The organism is Streptomyces sp. NBC_01017 (genome assembly GCF_045162795.1).
GTDB classification, from domain to species: Bacteria; Actinomycetota; Actinomycetes; order Streptomycetales; family Streptomycetaceae; genus Streptomyces; species Streptomyces machairae.
Genome location: NZ_CP108683.1, coordinates 10,689,726 through 10,705,446 on the forward strand (window position 1 = coordinate 10,689,726; position 15,721 = coordinate 10,705,446).

The 15,721-nt window shown below is 66.5% G+C and carries 9 protein-coding genes and 1 pseudogene; 8 read left to right on the forward strand and 2 right to left on the reverse strand.

Annotation, left to right across the window (positions count from 1 at the left end):
• The first annotated feature begins 164 nt into the window (after nt 1–164).
• Nucleotides 165–449, forward strand: a complete 285-nt coding sequence (locus tag OG331_RS48960; RefSeq protein ID WP_406191427.1) for a WhiB family transcriptional regulator — start codon at nt 165–167, stop codon at nt 447–449.
• 450 nt (nt 450–899) lie between these two features.
• Here OG331_RS48960 and OG331_RS48965 read toward each other — a convergent pair whose 3' ends face one another.
• Entirely contained in the window at nt 900–1,571 is a 672-nt protein-coding gene (locus OG331_RS48965; RefSeq protein WP_406191425.1) for an HAD family hydrolase, read from the reverse strand.
• 72 nt (nt 1,572–1,643) lie between these two features.
• On the opposite strand from OG331_RS48965, the pseudogene OG331_RS48970 reads away from it, so the two are divergent.
• The 6 genes and pseudogenes from OG331_RS48970 to OG331_RS48995 all read left to right on the forward strand — a co-directional run bounded on the left by OG331_RS48970 (nt 1,644) and on the right by OG331_RS48995 (nt 12,413).
• Nucleotides 1,644–2,219, forward strand: a pseudogene (locus tag OG331_RS48970) (IS607 family transposase).
• Nucleotides 2,220–2,347: 128 nt separating this feature from the next.
• The gene (locus OG331_RS48975) at nt 2,348–2,716 is read left to right on the forward strand and encodes a zinc ribbon domain-containing protein (protein ID WP_406209501.1); all 369 of its coding nucleotides are present in this window, start codon (nt 2,348–2,350) and stop codon (nt 2,714–2,716) included.
• Between the two features lie 1,396 nt (nt 2,717–4,112).
• The gene (locus tag OG331_RS48980; RefSeq protein ID WP_406191421.1) at nt 4,113–5,306 is read left to right on the forward strand and encodes an acyltransferase family protein; all 1,194 of its coding nucleotides are present in this window, start codon (nt 4,113–4,115) and stop codon (nt 5,304–5,306) included.
• Between the two features lie 1,197 nt (nt 5,307–6,503).
• Entirely contained in the window at nt 6,504–8,348 is a 1,845-nt protein-coding gene (locus OG331_RS48985; RefSeq protein WP_406191419.1) for a stealth family protein, read from the forward strand.
• 1,453 nt (nt 8,349–9,801) lie between these two features.
• Nucleotides 9,802–11,880 carry an N-acetylmuramoyl-L-alanine amidase gene (locus OG331_RS48990; protein WP_406191417.1) on the forward strand — a complete coding sequence of 693 codons (2,079 nt, stop codon included), beginning with the start codon at nt 9,802–9,804 and terminating at the stop codon, nt 11,878–11,880.
• A 329-nt stretch (nt 11,881–12,209) separates the two neighbouring features.
• Entirely contained in the window at nt 12,210–12,413 is a 204-nt protein-coding gene (locus OG331_RS48995; protein ID WP_406191415.1) for a cold-shock protein, read from the forward strand.
• A gap of 693 nt (nt 12,414–13,106) precedes the next feature.
• On the opposite strand, the gene OG331_RS49000 is transcribed toward OG331_RS48995, so the two are convergent.
• Nucleotides 13,107–13,553 (reverse strand): DUF402 domain-containing protein, encoded by a 447-nt coding sequence (locus OG331_RS49000; protein WP_406191413.1) that lies wholly within the window; start codon nt 13,551–13,553, stop codon nt 13,107–13,109.
• A 907-nt stretch (nt 13,554–14,460) separates the two neighbouring features.
• On the opposite strand from OG331_RS49000, the gene OG331_RS49005 reads away from it, so the two are divergent.
• Nucleotides 14,461–15,453, forward strand: a complete 993-nt coding sequence (locus tag OG331_RS49005) for a DUF3048 domain-containing protein (RefSeq protein WP_406191411.1) — start codon at nt 14,461–14,463, stop codon at nt 15,451–15,453.
• Nucleotides 15,454–15,721: the final 268 nt, after the last annotated feature.

Below are 15,721 nucleotides of genomic sequence, written 5' to 3' on the forward strand. Positions count from 1 at the left end.
CCCTTGATGGCACGCTTCGACGAGCGTGGCCCCTTGCGTCGAAGGCTTCTGCTGCCCAGGCCCTTTGTGAACACCATCCGTCCGCGAGCCGCCGGCCGGACCGGCACATCCCGGCCGGACGGTGCTCGCGTCCGACCGGGCCGGCATCAGGCCTGCGGACTCCTGTGGAGATTGAGTTGAACATTCATGTCAAGCCTCTCCTGGCGCTGTGGGAGTGGCAGGGCGAGGCCGCCTGCCACGGCATGGACATCTCTGTGTTCTTCTCACCCGGGGCGGAACGCGGCAGCGCGCGGCGCGCTCGGGAGGCCACAGCAAAGGAAGTCTGTGCTGGCTGTCCTGTGCAACTGCCCTGCGCCGAGTTCGCCGTCTCCACTGGCCAACGCTATGGAGTGTGGGGCGGACTGACCGAGTCCGAGCGCAACCGCGTCCCCCGTCCGGATCGCCGCTGACTGCAGCCGCCACCCGCAGTCCTGGCTGGACCCTTGCGGCGGAAGGAAGACTCGGAGTGCCTACTCACCTGATACAGCGTAATACCGCTGCGAGGGCCTGCCTTTTGCGTGCCGCCCACGCCCGAGCCTCGCGGGAGCGACCTCCACCTCCGCCCTTGAGTGAAGACGGGCGGTCATCCCCGCCAGTGCGCAGGCCGACGCTTCGTCGCAGCAGCTCAACAGAGTCAGGTCTCGGCGAGCGAGCCTGAAGACCAGGCACGCAGTGTCGCCGACGTGGATCTCAGGCTCGATCGAGGTCCAGGGCCGGCTCACCTCTGGACAGAGATCGCGCTGGCCGATGCGCGTGAGCCGCGGTGACGTTGGCCTGGGGCCTATTTGCTCAGCGCGTGGCGTGCTGGTTCCGCCCCGTCCAACCGTATCGGCAGGGGCACACGTTCGAGATGCGCCGGTTCAGCCCCGGGGGAGGCCGTGCACGGCAACGCCCAGATGCTGAGGGGTCAATGAACCGAGCCAGCCGACCTGGCGGCATCCGTTCAGCTGGAGCGGGTCGGCCGCAACGCCGGTGACAGCCAGCCCTGCAGCATGAGCCGCATCAACTCCCGGCTGCGAACTCTCCAGAGCGTGGGCCTTCTCGGGCGCCACGCCCAGCAGCGAGCACGCGGCGCGGTGCACGTCGGGGGCGGGCTTGGGTGCCAGGTCGCCTCCCGCGCCGACGGCCACGACGAATCGTCCGCGGAGGCCGGCCTCGTCGAGGAGCCGTCCGAGGAGGGGCTCGGGCAAGTTGGAGGTTATGGCCAGTGTGGTGCCCGTTTCGTCGAGTGTGTCCAGCAGCGCAGCGGCTCCCGGCATCAAAGGCAACGACGCCCACTCGGTGGCCCTGCCGAAGTAGTGCAGCAGCTGGGCTGCGGCTTCGTCGTCGGGCATGTCCACGCCCGCCTCACGAGCGAGTAGGGCGGCGGTGTCAGGGATTGAGCGACCAGGGCTGAGTACATGGTGCCGGTGGTACCAGATGCCGCCGAGTGAGAGCAGGAAGCAGCGTTCTGCAAGCGCCTGCAGCGGCTCGGTGTCCAGCAGCAGCCCATCACAGTCGAAGAGCACGGCCTCGGCGTGTTGTTGTGCCACAGTCATGGGGTAGGGGTTGACAACCGCTGCGTTTTTCATCAGTGAGCCTCAGTTTTCTCATATCTTGATGGTGTGAAGTTTTCCGAGTGGGAGGCGCGCAATGGCGTGCGCTACCAGACCGCGCGTGGGCGTGGGTGAAGGTGGGCCGTATGCCGGTGCCGGTGCGTCGGACGCCGTCTGGTATGTGGCTGGTCGGCGAGCCCACTCCGCAGGTGCCCGGTCGCGTCGTGGTGTACTGCCGGGTCTCGTCGGCGGACCAGAAGCCGGACCCTTGACGGGCAGGCGGGCCGTGTGGTCCAGGGGGCCACTGGTCTCGGCCTGCCGGTCGCGGAGGTCGTGACGGAGGTCGGTTCGGGGCTGAACGGGCGTCGGCGCGAGCTGCATCGGGTTCTGTCCGATCCGTCTGCCGCTGTGATCGTGGTCGAGCACCGTGACCGGCCGGCCCGGTTCGGTGTCGAGCACCTCGATGCCGTGTTGTCGGCGGCCGGGCGGCGGTTGGTCGTCCTCGATCCCGCCGAGGCGACCGGTGATCTGGTGCGGGACATCACCGAGGTGCTGACCTCGATGTGTGCCCGTCTGTATGGGCGTCGCGTGGCGAGGAACCGTGCCGCCCGTGCGGGTGGCTGTGGCGACCGGCGAGGCCGTTGAGTGAAGAAGTTCCGGCCGCGGCCCGGCTGTGTGGTGCAGGCGTACACGTTCGCTCTCGATCCGAATGCCGGGTGTGCGCTGCGCTCGCATTGTGGTGCGGCGCGGGCGGGGTACAACTGGGCCGTGTCGTGGCCGACCGCTGGTTCCCCAGCTCAAACACATGCTCGGACTGCGGTGCGACGAAAGCCAAACTGCCGCTGCATGTCCGAGTCTTCACCTGCGATCTCTGTGGCCTGGTCATGGACCGGGACGAGAACGCAGCCCGTAACCTGGCCGCCCTCGCGGCGGCCCGCACGACTGGTACCGGAGTGGCTGGAGACCAGGACACGCCAGGCGTGTCGAAGCCCCGTGGAGCCGACCGTGAGACCCGTCGCCAACACCCCGGCCAAAGTACCGGCCGGGGCGGACGGGCAGGTGGCGCGAGCCTGCCGCACCAGCGGCAAAAGGAAACGGGAGACCGTCGTCAGGACACCGAAGCGCAACCCACGCATAGGTGACACCGTCACGGACCTTCCAGACGGAAACGTCTGGAAAGCTGAGAGTCATTGAGACTCTGAGCAACGGCCACCTGCAGTGCATCACGCGGGGCAAGCCTCCTTCTGGCGTCCGAGCGGATGCCCAGTCGCCTGAATGCCTGGCCGAACTCTGCGAGCGGGTAGGCGTGCGGGACGGCGCGCTCGGTGGGTATCCGTCCGGTCGCGATCAGGTTGAGCGCGGCAGCGAACCTGCCGTCCAGCGATTCGATGGAAGCGACAACCCGCTTGCTGTGATCAGCTGGCCGCGCCGGGCGAGACGGGTCAGGCCGGCCTGCAGGCCGGGGCGGGAGTTGCCGACGACGATGTCGAGCCCCCTCTCCGAGGGGCTGCTCCCCCTCCGCGGATAAAACATCGGACAGCGAAGGCATCGCCACTTATGGGTCTCCTTCCCGGAACGCCCTTGAAGAGGGCGGATCATCATCACGGACCGCACAACAGGCTTTGAAACAAGACGAGTTGTACCGCCCGGGCAGGCTCGGTTGCATCGAGATCTTGACTTCAATTCCCGGAGACGTCAATTCAAGACCGGGGAGCCGGAACCGCCGGTTCGCCTGCCGCACATGAACCGTTGACCTGCGGTAACAGCTGCTCAGGTCAGTAGTGAAGGGAGGTGCGCACCCCCGGGGGGTGCGCCCTTGCGCATCGGTGTGTGAGGAGGAGTCCGGTCGATGCTGCCCTTTCGGGCAGTAGGGCGTGGAGAAGTTCCGGACACCTCGTCAGGTCATCTACCATCGTCGGTGGGAGTTGCAGCGTTCCTTCGTTTCCCGGTGCTCTGCTTTCCGGCTGTTCACGGTCAGGTTCGAGTGAATGGCAACGGTGTGAGCTTTTCGGACCTGTACAGGTGTGACCCGGCTACTGAGACGGCATCTGCTGCAGGCGGTGAGGTATCAGCCGCGGCCACACGGCCGCACATCAGCTCGTGCGGGCGGCGGCCCCCGGCAGAGAAGGCCTTCCCTCCGGCTCGGCATGCCAGTTCCTGATCAACAAGAGATGCGTGATGTGCCAGGTGGCCCCCTCATTCGTCGCTGAACCCACCAACGCCACCACACGGAACTCGCGGACGAACGACCCGGCGCACGGTATACGACACGATTCGAACCTGCCCGTTCGCGGCCACGTACACACAGGTCAGAACACTTCTGACCTTGATCAGTGCACGCCCTGCGGAACCTTGGCGCAGGTTCGAATTTCCTACCGGCCCCCGTCTGTGAGGTGCCCACAGACGGGGCCGGGCAGCACCGCGCCTTCGCATATATGCAAAAGCCTCAGGCCGACTGAATGTGCCACGAACCTAGAATGATCCGGCCGTGCTCGTGGCGGCAGAAGTCGCATCCTGGAGAACTGCGTGCGAAGAGACATGAGATCACTGCGTCCGAAGCGGGCCGGTGTGCTGCGCGAGGTGCGAGGGCGGCAGGGGAGCACCGAGCGGATCGTCGTGCTGGACGGCCTGCGGCTCGCGGCCGCGCTGATGGTCGTCGCCTATCACTATGTGGCGTTCGGCGGGGGCTGGGAGGGCTCACAGGCGGAGCTGTTCCCGGTGATCTTCCGGCCATCCGCCTACGGCTGGCTGGGCGTTGAGCTGTTCTTCATGATCAGCGGCTTCGTCATCTGCATGAGCTGCTGGGGACGCAGCGTCGCGGACTTCTTCACCTCGCGGGTGATCCGGCTCTACCCCGCCTACTGGCTTGGCGTGATCGCCACCACGACGATGGTGGCCCTGGTAGCCGGCGGCATAACGCCGCTCGCCTGGCGCGATGTACTGGTCAATCTGACGATGCTCCAGCGGCCGATGGGGGTCGACCCCGTCGACAGCGTGTACTGGACGCTCTGGGCCGAGTTGCGCTTCTACCTGCTGTTCGCCCTCGTCGTGCGGGGCGGACTCACCTACCGGCGGATAGTCGCCTTCTGTCTCGCGTGGGCGACCCTGGCACTGCTGGCCGGCGGATACGACCTCGGTCCCCTCGACGACCTGATGGTCGTGCCGCACTGCTGGTTCTTCATCGCCGGCCTCGCTTTCCACCTGATGTACCGGTTCGGGCCCAGTCTGCTGCTGTGGGGCATCGTCGCCCTCTCCTTCGCCATGAGCCAGCACACCGTGATGCAGACCTGGCGCCAGACCCTGGAGCACGTCGGACACAACATCCCCGGCTGGGGCGTGGCCGTGATCATCACCGTCTTCTACGTCATGATGGCGGGCGTCTCCCTGGGCTGGTTCCGGCGGATCGACTGGCGATGGCTGCCGGCGGCCGGCGCGCTCACCTACCCGCTGTACCTGCTCCACCAGTACATCGGCTGGGAGATCTTCCGCCTATTCCAGCCCTCGGTCGACCGCTGGGTCCTGCTCGGCAGCACACTGGCGGCCGTGCTGGCACTGGCCCACCTGGTGCACCGCTGGGTGGAGCGGCCCCTCTCTCGTCAGCTCCAGCACGCCCTGCACTCGGCCTTCGCCCAGATCCGTGCTGACAGCGCCTCCAGCGACCGGCATCCGGGGCCCCAGACCGGACCGCCGCACGACCTCGACCAACCCGCCCGTTGCTCAGAGTCTCTGTGACTCTCGGCTTTCCAGATGTTTCTGTCTGGAAGGTCCGTGTGGGTGTCACCCCTGCGTGGGGTGCGCTTCGGTGTCCTGACGACGGTCTCCCGTTTCCTTTTGCCGCTGGTGCGGCAGGCTCGCGCCATCTGCCCGTCCGCCCCGGCCGGTGTTTGGCCGGGGTGTTGGCGACGGGTCTCACGGTCGGCTCCACGGGGCTTCGACACGCGTGACGTGTCCTGGTCTCCGGCCACTCCGGTACCAGTCGTGCGGGCCGCCGCGAGGGCGACCAGGTTGCGGGCTGCTCGCGCCTGCGCAGGTCAGTCATCGACGCGACCGGGAAGCTGCCCGCGCAGCCCCTGGAACCGGCACTGGGTACCTTCCGGGGCTGCGCGGGGGCACCCGACGTTCTCGATTCCGGTGGGGCGAAGCCGTCCGGGAACGATCAAAGGCCTTGGGGATCGCGATACATGCCTCGTCACTCCTTCCAGCCGACGGCCGCCGTCCGGCCGGCCACCCGCCCGGACGGCCGCCGAGCTCCCACGGCCCGGGCCGCTCGGAGGCGACCTGTACCCCTGCTGGGCGGCGAGGCAGAGCCGCGTGCGTCCGGCCCGCGGGGGGAGGCAGGGCGCTCGATTCAGTCCTCGTCACGCAGCCGGAAGTCAGAATGTCCGCTGAGAATGCTCGATCCGCACTCTGGGCGGTCCCTGGTGACCTGCCACTGAGCCAACACCGCCAGCTGATCCTCGCTGCCCGGCTTCACACGCGCATCCGCCGGCCGACAGCGTGCACCGATGACAGGGACTCACCACGAAGCAAGGTCAACCGCAGTTTCGTTTATGCGCGCCGTCATTCCCACACGCGCGCAACCTGCTGTGTGACAGCTCCCCTCCCTTTACATCACGCAGGAAAACGCAGAACCGGTTCTGACGTAGCGCACCCTTGACCAGAGGGGGGTGCCCCTTCTGCCAGCTGAGGGAGCCCACCGGGAGGAATCTCGTTGAGGCCTTATGTCGGCTTGATAAGCCGCTGCCGCCGACGGCGGCGGTACGCGAACGCCCTCTGCATGTGAACGATCACGGTCCTAGCCATGGCGTGAGCCGATGGCCTGACGGCTCGTGACGGTGACGCCGAACCGTCCCCGCCTGGCGACTCGACCTTCCCTGCCTGCTCGGCCGAAGGTCCGCTGCGTCCTTCGCTTCCCCACGGAGATAGCCGATGACCCACAACGAAACCCTCGCTCTCCCGGGCGAGGCCACTGCACAGTCGCCTCGCCGCTCGGGTGAGTACATCGGTGCGCGCTTCCGGGCCAATCCTGAGACGAGCTGGTGGATTCGTACGGTGCGCACGTTGCTTCCGGTCTGGTTGCGTCGCCGTATCGCCCATCGGCTGTCACCGCACTATCGCCAGCGCCTCAAGCGACTGCTCGCGGTCTGCCCTTCCCCTGAGAAGGTGCGAAATCGGGCACGCAGCCGGCTGGCTGTGTACCGCTACCCCCAGGCCTTCGCCGACGGACGCCGGCTGCGCCTGGAGCGAGGTGTGCCCAAGGCCGTTCTGACACGGCCGGACATCACACCCTTGGCCGCGCGCCGCCACAACCTCAGCATGGTCTGCTCCACTCTCCAGCAGGCCGGAATCGACTACTTCTGTGTGCGGGGAAAGCACGATGGATCAACCGTCGTCGCCGTGTCCGAAACCGACCGCCACACTGTCCTGCGTGAGCTGGCTTTGCTGTGCGAGCGGACAGCAGGTTACGTCTCACCGCTGGGCAACACAGCCATCACCCCGCGCTCGAGCAAACCCGGATACGCCCGGGCCACCTGGCGAGCTCTCTCACGCACCGCTGTCATCCGCATGACCTGGTACCAGGCGGACCCCACACTGCGCCTTGTCCTGGGCACTGCATACGGGTGCGACCTCGAATTCTGGACGGCTGACGGAGATTTCCTGCTCGCCCCGCGCCCGAACCGGATCACCGACCGCATTCCCCGCCACGACACGGCTGTCCAAGCTCCCGACGCCCTGTTCAGCCAGCTGTACGCTGCTCACCATCGGCAGACAAGCCTTCGCGTTCGTACCCGGCAGCAGTTCCAGCCCACGCTGCCCGACGACATCACCTTCCCCATCGACGCCGTCTACACCTGGGTCGACGGACAGGACCCCGCCTGGCTGCAGCGCCGTGCCGCAGCAGGTGGACAGCCTTACCACGCCGAGGCCGCAAACTCAGCCCGCTACGTCAGCCACGACGAACTGCGCTATTCCCTGCGCTCCCTGCACCAATACGCGCCCTGGGTACGTACCGTCTATCTCGTCACCGACCAGCAGGTCCCGCACTGGCTCGACACCAGCGCCCCCGGAGTGCAGGTGGTCAGCCACCACGACATATTTCGCGACCCCAGCATTCTGCCCACGTTCAACTCCCACGCCATCGAAAGCCAGTTGCACCACATAGACGGCCTGTCCGAACACTTCCTCTACTTCAACGACGACGTCTTCCTCGGCCGACCCGTCCTTCCCCAGCACTTCTTCCGCGCCAACGGCATCACAAAGTTCTTCCCCTCACCCGCCCACATCCCTCTCGGGCCGCCCAGCTGCGACGATCCGCCCGTATGCGTGGCGGGCAAGAACAACCGCACGCTGCTCCAGTCCCGCTTCAACGTCTTCATCACCCAGAAGATGAAACACACCCCACACGCCCTGCGCCGAAGCGTCCTGCAGGAGATCGAAGACACCTTCAGCGACCAGCACCGCACCACAGCAGGCAACCGCTTCCGCAGCCTCAACGACCTGTCGATCGCCTCCAACCTGCACCACTACTACGCGCACCAGACCGGCCGGGCCACTCCGGCCGAACTGCGCTACACCTACCTGGACCTGTCGCACCCCCATACCGCCGCACGCCTCGACAGGCTCCTCGCCAGCCGTGACCGCCACTCTTTCTGCCTCAACGACACCGTGTCCGGCGAACAGGACATCGCCGACCAGCAGGCGCTGCTCAGCCCTTTCCTGAACAGCTACTTCCCCGTACCGAGCCCGCTCGAGCAAAGGGCAGGCAGCTGTTGAGTAATCCGTCAGTGCGTCTCGGTCTCTGTTGTCTTGTGCCGTGACGGCGTGCAGTTCTCCGAGTGGGAACGGTGCCTCTTGGATGGGCGCCGCCGAGCGGTTCGAGCGTGGGGAGCGCATCGGAGCAGTCGCCGAGGAGTTCCGCGTCACCGTGCCGACGGTGCGCAAGTGGCGCGAGGGCGGGGCGCAGGCGTTGCGCTTCCAAGGGGCCGGTGTCGGCCGAGCGGCTCTCCGCCCTCCAATGGGCGCGCATCAGCGCCCTCGTGGCCTGCGCCTTCATCACCCTGTCGCATTGCCGTTTCCGCTTTGGCTGTGCGCCAGGGCGGCCAACAGAGACTCCGCCAGATTGTCGGCGGACGTCCCGGTGGCCAGGCGTCGCAACTGCTGTCCGAAGACCAAGGCCACAACGGTGCCGGCGAGCTGGGTGGAGATTCGGGCCGATGGCCAGCCAAATCCCGTGCCGCGTGGTCACTTCCTCCGCCTTGATCACCAGCAGCTTCTCCGGCACGTTGCCGCGCCAGGACACGCCGGTCGGGCTGGTGTTGTGATCCAAGGTGGCGATGAAGTCCGGTTGCGCGGTCCAGGCGGCGGCCACTAGGTCATCGACCGTCCGCTGCCCGTCCGAGTGGTCGCTGTGCAGATGGAGGTCTCCGCGCTACCAGCCGCTGCCACGGCCGGATATCACCGAGGGAAGGATGTCGTAACGGACCGCGGGCAGTAGGTCCCCATACTCCACGGTCACCTGGACCTGCCAGCCCCTGCCGCCCACCTCACGGACCACCGGCCCGAGCGCCACAGACCACTTGCCCGGCCGGATCGGCCTGCCAGGTAACCCGCGTGGCATCCGCACCGGACAGCGTGAAGTCACGCCTGGCCCTGCTTGACCAACCGCGGAACCCGGTCGGCCCGAAGATGCCGATGCCCAGGTTGTTCGACCAGGTGCCGGGCAGGGACGGAGACTTCACCGACTCGAAGCCGGTACTCACCCCGCGGCCGATGAAGAACTCCCAGTCGTTCGAACGAACGGTAGGCCACATTCGTTGCCTCGGGAAGTGCTCGGCCCCGCCAACATGCCCCCGTCGAGCGGGCTTTGGCTTCCAACAAGAGCAGTCCGTCGAGCTGCATATACCGGTCGGTAGCTGCGGCTCGCATCCCGAGCGGCTGCGTGAGCACTTCGAAGACGGGGATTGGCCGCAGCGGTGCGCAGGCGCATGCCAGATCCGCATGGGCGATGCCGCTGTGGCCGCGATCGGTGTCCGACAGGCAGCCGGATCGGGCAGCGGCTGCTGACTTTAGGGCCGTCATGGGATGCGAAGAGTCAGCTCGATGCCGGAAGCCCATACGGTGTGGATCCGGCGCACCGAAGGTGTGCCTCATCGCTTCTCTGACCTTTCATTTGAGCCTTACGGCCCTGCGTTGAGGTGGGATCCCATTGAGTCGTAGGACGCGACGTATGCGTCGTGCGCTGATGCTGCTCGGCGCGGTGGTCATGGGGAGTAGCGGCATGGCGTCGCACGCCCTGGCCGGCCCGGCCGAGGGACTCAGCGCCCAGGGCGTCGAAAAGCGGCCGGTGAAGGTCTACGACCTCGCGCTGAAAGGACCCACGACCGGCAAGCGGGAGCTGCCGCGCACGGAGACCACGCAGTTCTCGCTCGTCGGCGTCTCCTGGACCGGGGCCGTCAAGCCGCTCGACGGCACGGCGCAGGTACGCACCCGCAGTCTGCAGAGCGGCGTGTGGAGCGCGTGGCACGACCTTGAGGTGGATGCCTCCCGGGCAGAGAAGCCGGACGCGGAGATGCGCGGGGCGTCCGCGCCGCTGTGGGTCGGTTCGTCCGACGGTATTCAGGCCCAGGTTGTCCACGAGGACGGCACGACGGCTGCCCTGCCCAAGGGACTCGAGGTCAACCTGGTCGATCCGGGTGTGGTCACTGACGTCGAGGCGAAGGTGAGCAAGCCGGAGCCGGCTGCGTTTGCCGCCGAGAGGACCGCCTCCCAGACGTCCGCCACGGAGGAGTCCACCGTTTCCCAGCCGCCCGTCACTTCCCGCGCCGGCTGGGGTGCGGATGAGTCGCTCAGTCCGGACCCGTCGGAGTACAACGCGGACGTGAAGGCAGTGTTCGTCCACCACACCGACGGCGCCAACGACTACTCCTGCACCGAATCGGCCTCCATCGTGCGCGGCATCTACGCGTACCACACGCAGGTCAACAAGTGGAACGACATCGGCTACCACTTCCTCGTCGACAAGTGCGGCACGATCTTCGAGGGCCGCAAGGGCGGCATCGACAAGCCGGTGCTGGGTGCCCACACCTACGGCTTCAACCGTGAGTCCGCTGGCATCGCGGTCCTCGGCCGGCACACCTCTGCCGGCGCTACCGACGCCGCGCTCGCCTCGGTCTCGCGGGTGGCGGCCTGGAAACTCGGCCTGCACGGCGCGGACCCGGCCGGCACGGTGAGTCTCACGGCCGGTGCGACCCAGACGAACTACTTCGGCAAGAGCTTCACTGCGGGCACGAAGTACACCTTCCCGCGCATTCCGGCCCACCGTGACGGCTACAACACCCAGTGCCCGGGCAACTCCCTGTACGCCAGTCTGCCGACGATCCGCACCTGGGCGGCCGGCCCGGTGCAGAACCTGAAGGTCACCTCACTCAGCGGCGCAACCATCTCTGGCTCGACGTACTACACGAAGGGCACGGTCACCGTGCGCTGGTCGGCCACCACACCATCCTCGCTGATCAAGAGCTTCGAGGCGCTGGTGGACGGCACCACCGTGTCCAAGACCTCCGGTGCTGACACGGCGACGAGCATCACCCTGCCCGCGGGCAGCCACACGGTGGCCGTACGCGCCACGCACCAGTCGGGCAAAACGACGACCACCGCGCCGCTCACCCTGGTCACGGACACCACGCCACCGGCATTCACGGCCAAGCCGAAGCTCTCCCTGCGCACCGGAACCGTCAACACCACAGCCGTCCCAGTCACCCTCGGCTGGAAAGCGACCGACGACAAGGCGCTTCGGTACACCAAGCTGCTCTCCCCGGCGGCCACCACCTTCAACGCAACCGCCACCGCCTCCAGCCACACCGCCACCTCAGGCACGACCACCACCTGGTCCCTGCAGGCATACGACTACGCCGGCAACTACCGCACCGCCTCCGCCTCCGCCACCCCGGTGATACTCCAGGAGGCCTCGGCGGCCAGGTCCGGCAGCTGGACCGTCCGCTCCTCCACGAGCTACCTCGGCGGCAAGTCGTACTCCAGCCGTTCGAAGGGTGCAGCCCTCACCTGGACGTTCACCGGCCGCTCCGCCTCCTGGGTGGTCTCCCGCGCCTCCAACTACGGCCAGGCGTACGTCTACGTCGACGGCGTGAAGGTCTCCACGGTCGACCTGAAGTCCTCAACGACCCTGTACCGCCAGGCCATCTGGACCAAGACCTGGCCGACCAGCGCCAGGCACACCGTCAAGATCGTCGTGGTCGGCACCAGCGGACGGCCCACCATCACGACGGACGGCCTTGTCTACCTTTGATCTTGGTCAGTGCTCCGGTGTTTATGACTCTGCTGACGAATGCGTGATTCGGTGGTCAGGCCGCGAGCATCAGGGCTTCGAGGCGGGAGGTGCGGGTGCCGCCGAGTGGGGTGCCGGTCAGCTATCGGTCGATGCGGATGAGGTTGAGTGCGGTGGCGGCGAAGACGTGGCCGATCCGCGCCAGGTCGTAGAGATGCTGGCGACCGCGTCGCTCCGTGCTCTCCATTTCCGTGTGCCGCGGCCCTGATTTCCGGGGTGGCAAGCGGTCTCGTGGATCATTTATATGGCACAGTGCTGTGCTGCTCGATCATTGACGTCAGGAGAACGACATGCCTACCGGCACGGTGAAGTGGTTCAACGCAGCAAAAGGGTTCGGCTTCATTCAGCAGGACAGCGGCAGTCCCGACCTATTCGTTCACTACTCGGCCATCGCCGGTCACGGGTACCGGGAGCTGTATGAGGGCCAGAAAGTCAGCTTCGATGTCGTACAAGGCCAGAAGGGGCCGCAGGCCGAGAATGTCACCCCTGTATGACGCCTGACATCCTACCGATGCCCAAACCTGGACCCGTCACCATCGCCTGGACGCGCCGCGGTATCCGTGTGCCATGACGGAATACCGCAATCATTGCGGGATGCCGGGTGGCGATGGTTCGGCTCATTGGATCTCTGCTCCTGCCCCGCCTGCCCGCCGTCATTTCGGCCGACTGGACCGCGATGAGGTCTCTCACTCCGTGCCCGCCCCAGGCCCCGTAGCTTCGAGCAATGTCTCGGACGGCGGGGACGAATCCGGCCCAAGTGCGGGCACGCGACGGTCTCATCGCGAACCTGGCCTCATCCTCGAAGACGACGAAGACGACGAAGACGACGAAGACCCCGAAGGCCGCCGCAGTCATTTCCCCTTGCGGCTGCACATCCTTCCACAAGCCCATCACGCCTTCGCTGCGCTCACAGCCCCAGTCGCCCCGTCCACAACCGCGCACATGGAGACATGACCACGGCTGTCATGCGCCAGGACGAGGCGGTCTCCGGTGCTCTCGCATGTGGGAGTCTGCTGCCATTCGGCAACCGCCCGTCATCTGGCGCCTCTCCACTCTTCTCTGCTCTGTTGTGCATGACCACGCCATTTGCTGTGCCAAGAAGGAATCCTGTTTCTCGTCGCTGCGTGTGGCTGCAGGCGCGCTGACGTTATCGGCGTCATCTTTTCATCGAACTGATACCGAACGGCTCATGCGGCTTTGGTGCCAACAGCAGAGTCGGTGCCGAGCGGCAGCTTCGGCAACTCCCAGGAGGGCGACATGGTCCAGTTCGGCCAGTTGCCCGTGAAGGGCCCGATCCGCCTCCTGAGCAGTTCCAGCGCTCGTTCGCGTGCCAGACCGATGTGTTGATGAAGTTCCTGGTTGACCAGCCCCAGGCGGCGAGCGTGCGCATACTCGTCCTCGTCCTTCCAGGAGTAGGACGACAGGTCTGGCGTAACGACAAGATCAACGAACAGATCAAAAGTGTCGATCCCGATGGGAGTCCGCTGAAAGGGCTGTTCAAAATTGACGTACCAGTGGACCGGTTCACCGGCAGCATCACGATGCAAGTGGACGCTGAAATACTCGCCGGCCTCGTAGTAGCTGGCAAGTGCATTCCCCTGCCACACCCAGGAGTCCAACTCCCAGGAACCCACAGCCAAGTCTCTCAGCCCTCGCTCGCCTCCGATACACGGACCAGTGCGCGCTGCGATAAGCGTCGTCGGCGCAAGCGTCCTGATGCCAGGCCACAGTGCCAGCTGAAGGGAGGAGCCGTCATCCCGAATGACCCGAGTGGGTTTCGCTGTCCATATTCGCGAACGCAGGACATTCCGATGGACAGCCGTCGCGCCGGACTCGAATCGCGGAAGTTCACACGCCATGAAGTCATCATGCGGATTATCTGGCATCCCGCACTGGGGACTGACGGACACCAGAAAGGGATCGTTTGAATGCCCGATTGGTCCAGGGCCGGCCGGGAGTACTTTCCGTAGGTGAACCGGCCTCACGCTTGGTGACCTGCGTTGATGGTCCTACGAAAGAGCTGATCGGTCGGATCGTCTCGAGGTCGCCTTGCCCGGCCAGTCACCCGTGGCTCGGGGCCGGTTGACTGTCAACTTGACCCGGCCCCAATGGACGGGCTTGGAGGTAGAGCCCAGCTGGCTGCTGGGCGGTCTCCTCCGTCCGGACACCCCCGACGGGGTGGCAGGGACGTATGACTCAAGCCCCGCATTTCACAGCTGCCTGGGGGAGCGGGAGAGGATCGCCTTGGCGGAGGCGGTACCGGTGCGGATCGCGGTCGGCTTACGAGATGACTGGTCGTAGTTGACGTCGATCAGGTCCCGGCGGATCGGCCTTGCCTTCGTCGAAGACAGTGAGGACGTCGAGGCGGCTGTGGGGCCTGTTCGCCGGCCGCCCCGCACCCGCCGGCTGCGGTCGCAGCACCCCGATCGATGCGCACGGCCTCCGGGAAGTGCACGGTGTCCTGCCCTATGAGGTATGTCCATCGATGTTCTGATAACCGCACAATCGGGGGCGGTAATCGGCCGGATTGGCGAGGTGGGTATGGGACGCAGGGTGCGCACGAGGCGCGGCAGTGGAACGGCAGCGTTGCTGACAGCGTTGATGTCTGCCTCCCTGGCCGCGGGCTGCACATCCGGGAGTTTGCCGTCCGACGGGCGGGGCCCCTCGGACAGCGGGCGGGTCTCGCGCCAGCAACCTGCACCGAGTCCGACAGCCACAGGGCCCGTGCTCGCCGTGAAGATCGACAACGCTCCCCGCGCCCGGCCGCACACCGGCCTGAATAGCGCGGACATCATCTACGTCGAGCAGGTCGAGGGCGGCCTGAGCCGGCTGATGGCGGTGTATGCGAGCAAGCTGCCGAAGGCAATCGGCCCGGTGCGCAGCGCCCGCGAGAGCGACCTGGAACTGCTGCGCCAGTTCGACGAGCCGACGCTCGCCTACTCCGGGGCGCAGCGCAAGCTGATCCCCCTGATCGACGCCGCGCCGCTGCGGGCCGAGCCGCCGGGCAGGACCTCGGGCGCTTACTACCGCGGAACGGATCGCCCCGCCCCGCACAACCTGTATCTGCGCCCCGACAAGCTGAGGCCCAAGGCACCCGGCACCACGACCCTGAACACGGGCTTCACCTACGGCGCCGCTCCCGCGGGGGGCAAGGCGGACACCTCCGAGACCGTGAACTTTCCCTTGACCCGCTTCACCTTCACCTGGTCCGCGAGCCACGGCCGCTGGCTGGTGGCGACGGACGGCACGAGCGCCACCACGACCGATGCCGGGCGACTGACCCCTGCAACGGTCGTCGTGCAGTACGTGAAGATCCGCAAGTCCGAGTTGCATGATTTCCTCGGCAACAACACGCCCTACACGGAGACGGTCGGCACCGGCCGGGCGAAAGTCCTGCGTGACGGCAAAGCCTTCGACGTCACCTGGTCCCGCCCGGCCGCCGAGGACGGCACCCGGTTCACGACGAAGGACGGCAAGCAGATCAACTTCGCCGAGGGGCAGGTGTGGGTGGTGCTCGCAGGGGCGTCAACGTGACCCGGCCCTGAAGGGCCGGCTCAGCTCGGCGTAGGTGTGCTTGCGTGGCTCGTACTGTGCCGGAACATCCCGCGTGAACGCCACACTGGACACCCAGTTCGCGGCGTCGTTGACCGCGTGCAGGGTTTCGAGAAGCGCGGCTGTCTGGCCGGCGTCCGGTGTTGGTTGAGTTCAATGGCGAGCGCGATCACGTCTACCTCCTGTTGCAGTTGCCCACCGAAGGTCGCCCTGTCCCGACTGGCCGGTTCCCTCGCAGGTCGGTGTGGCG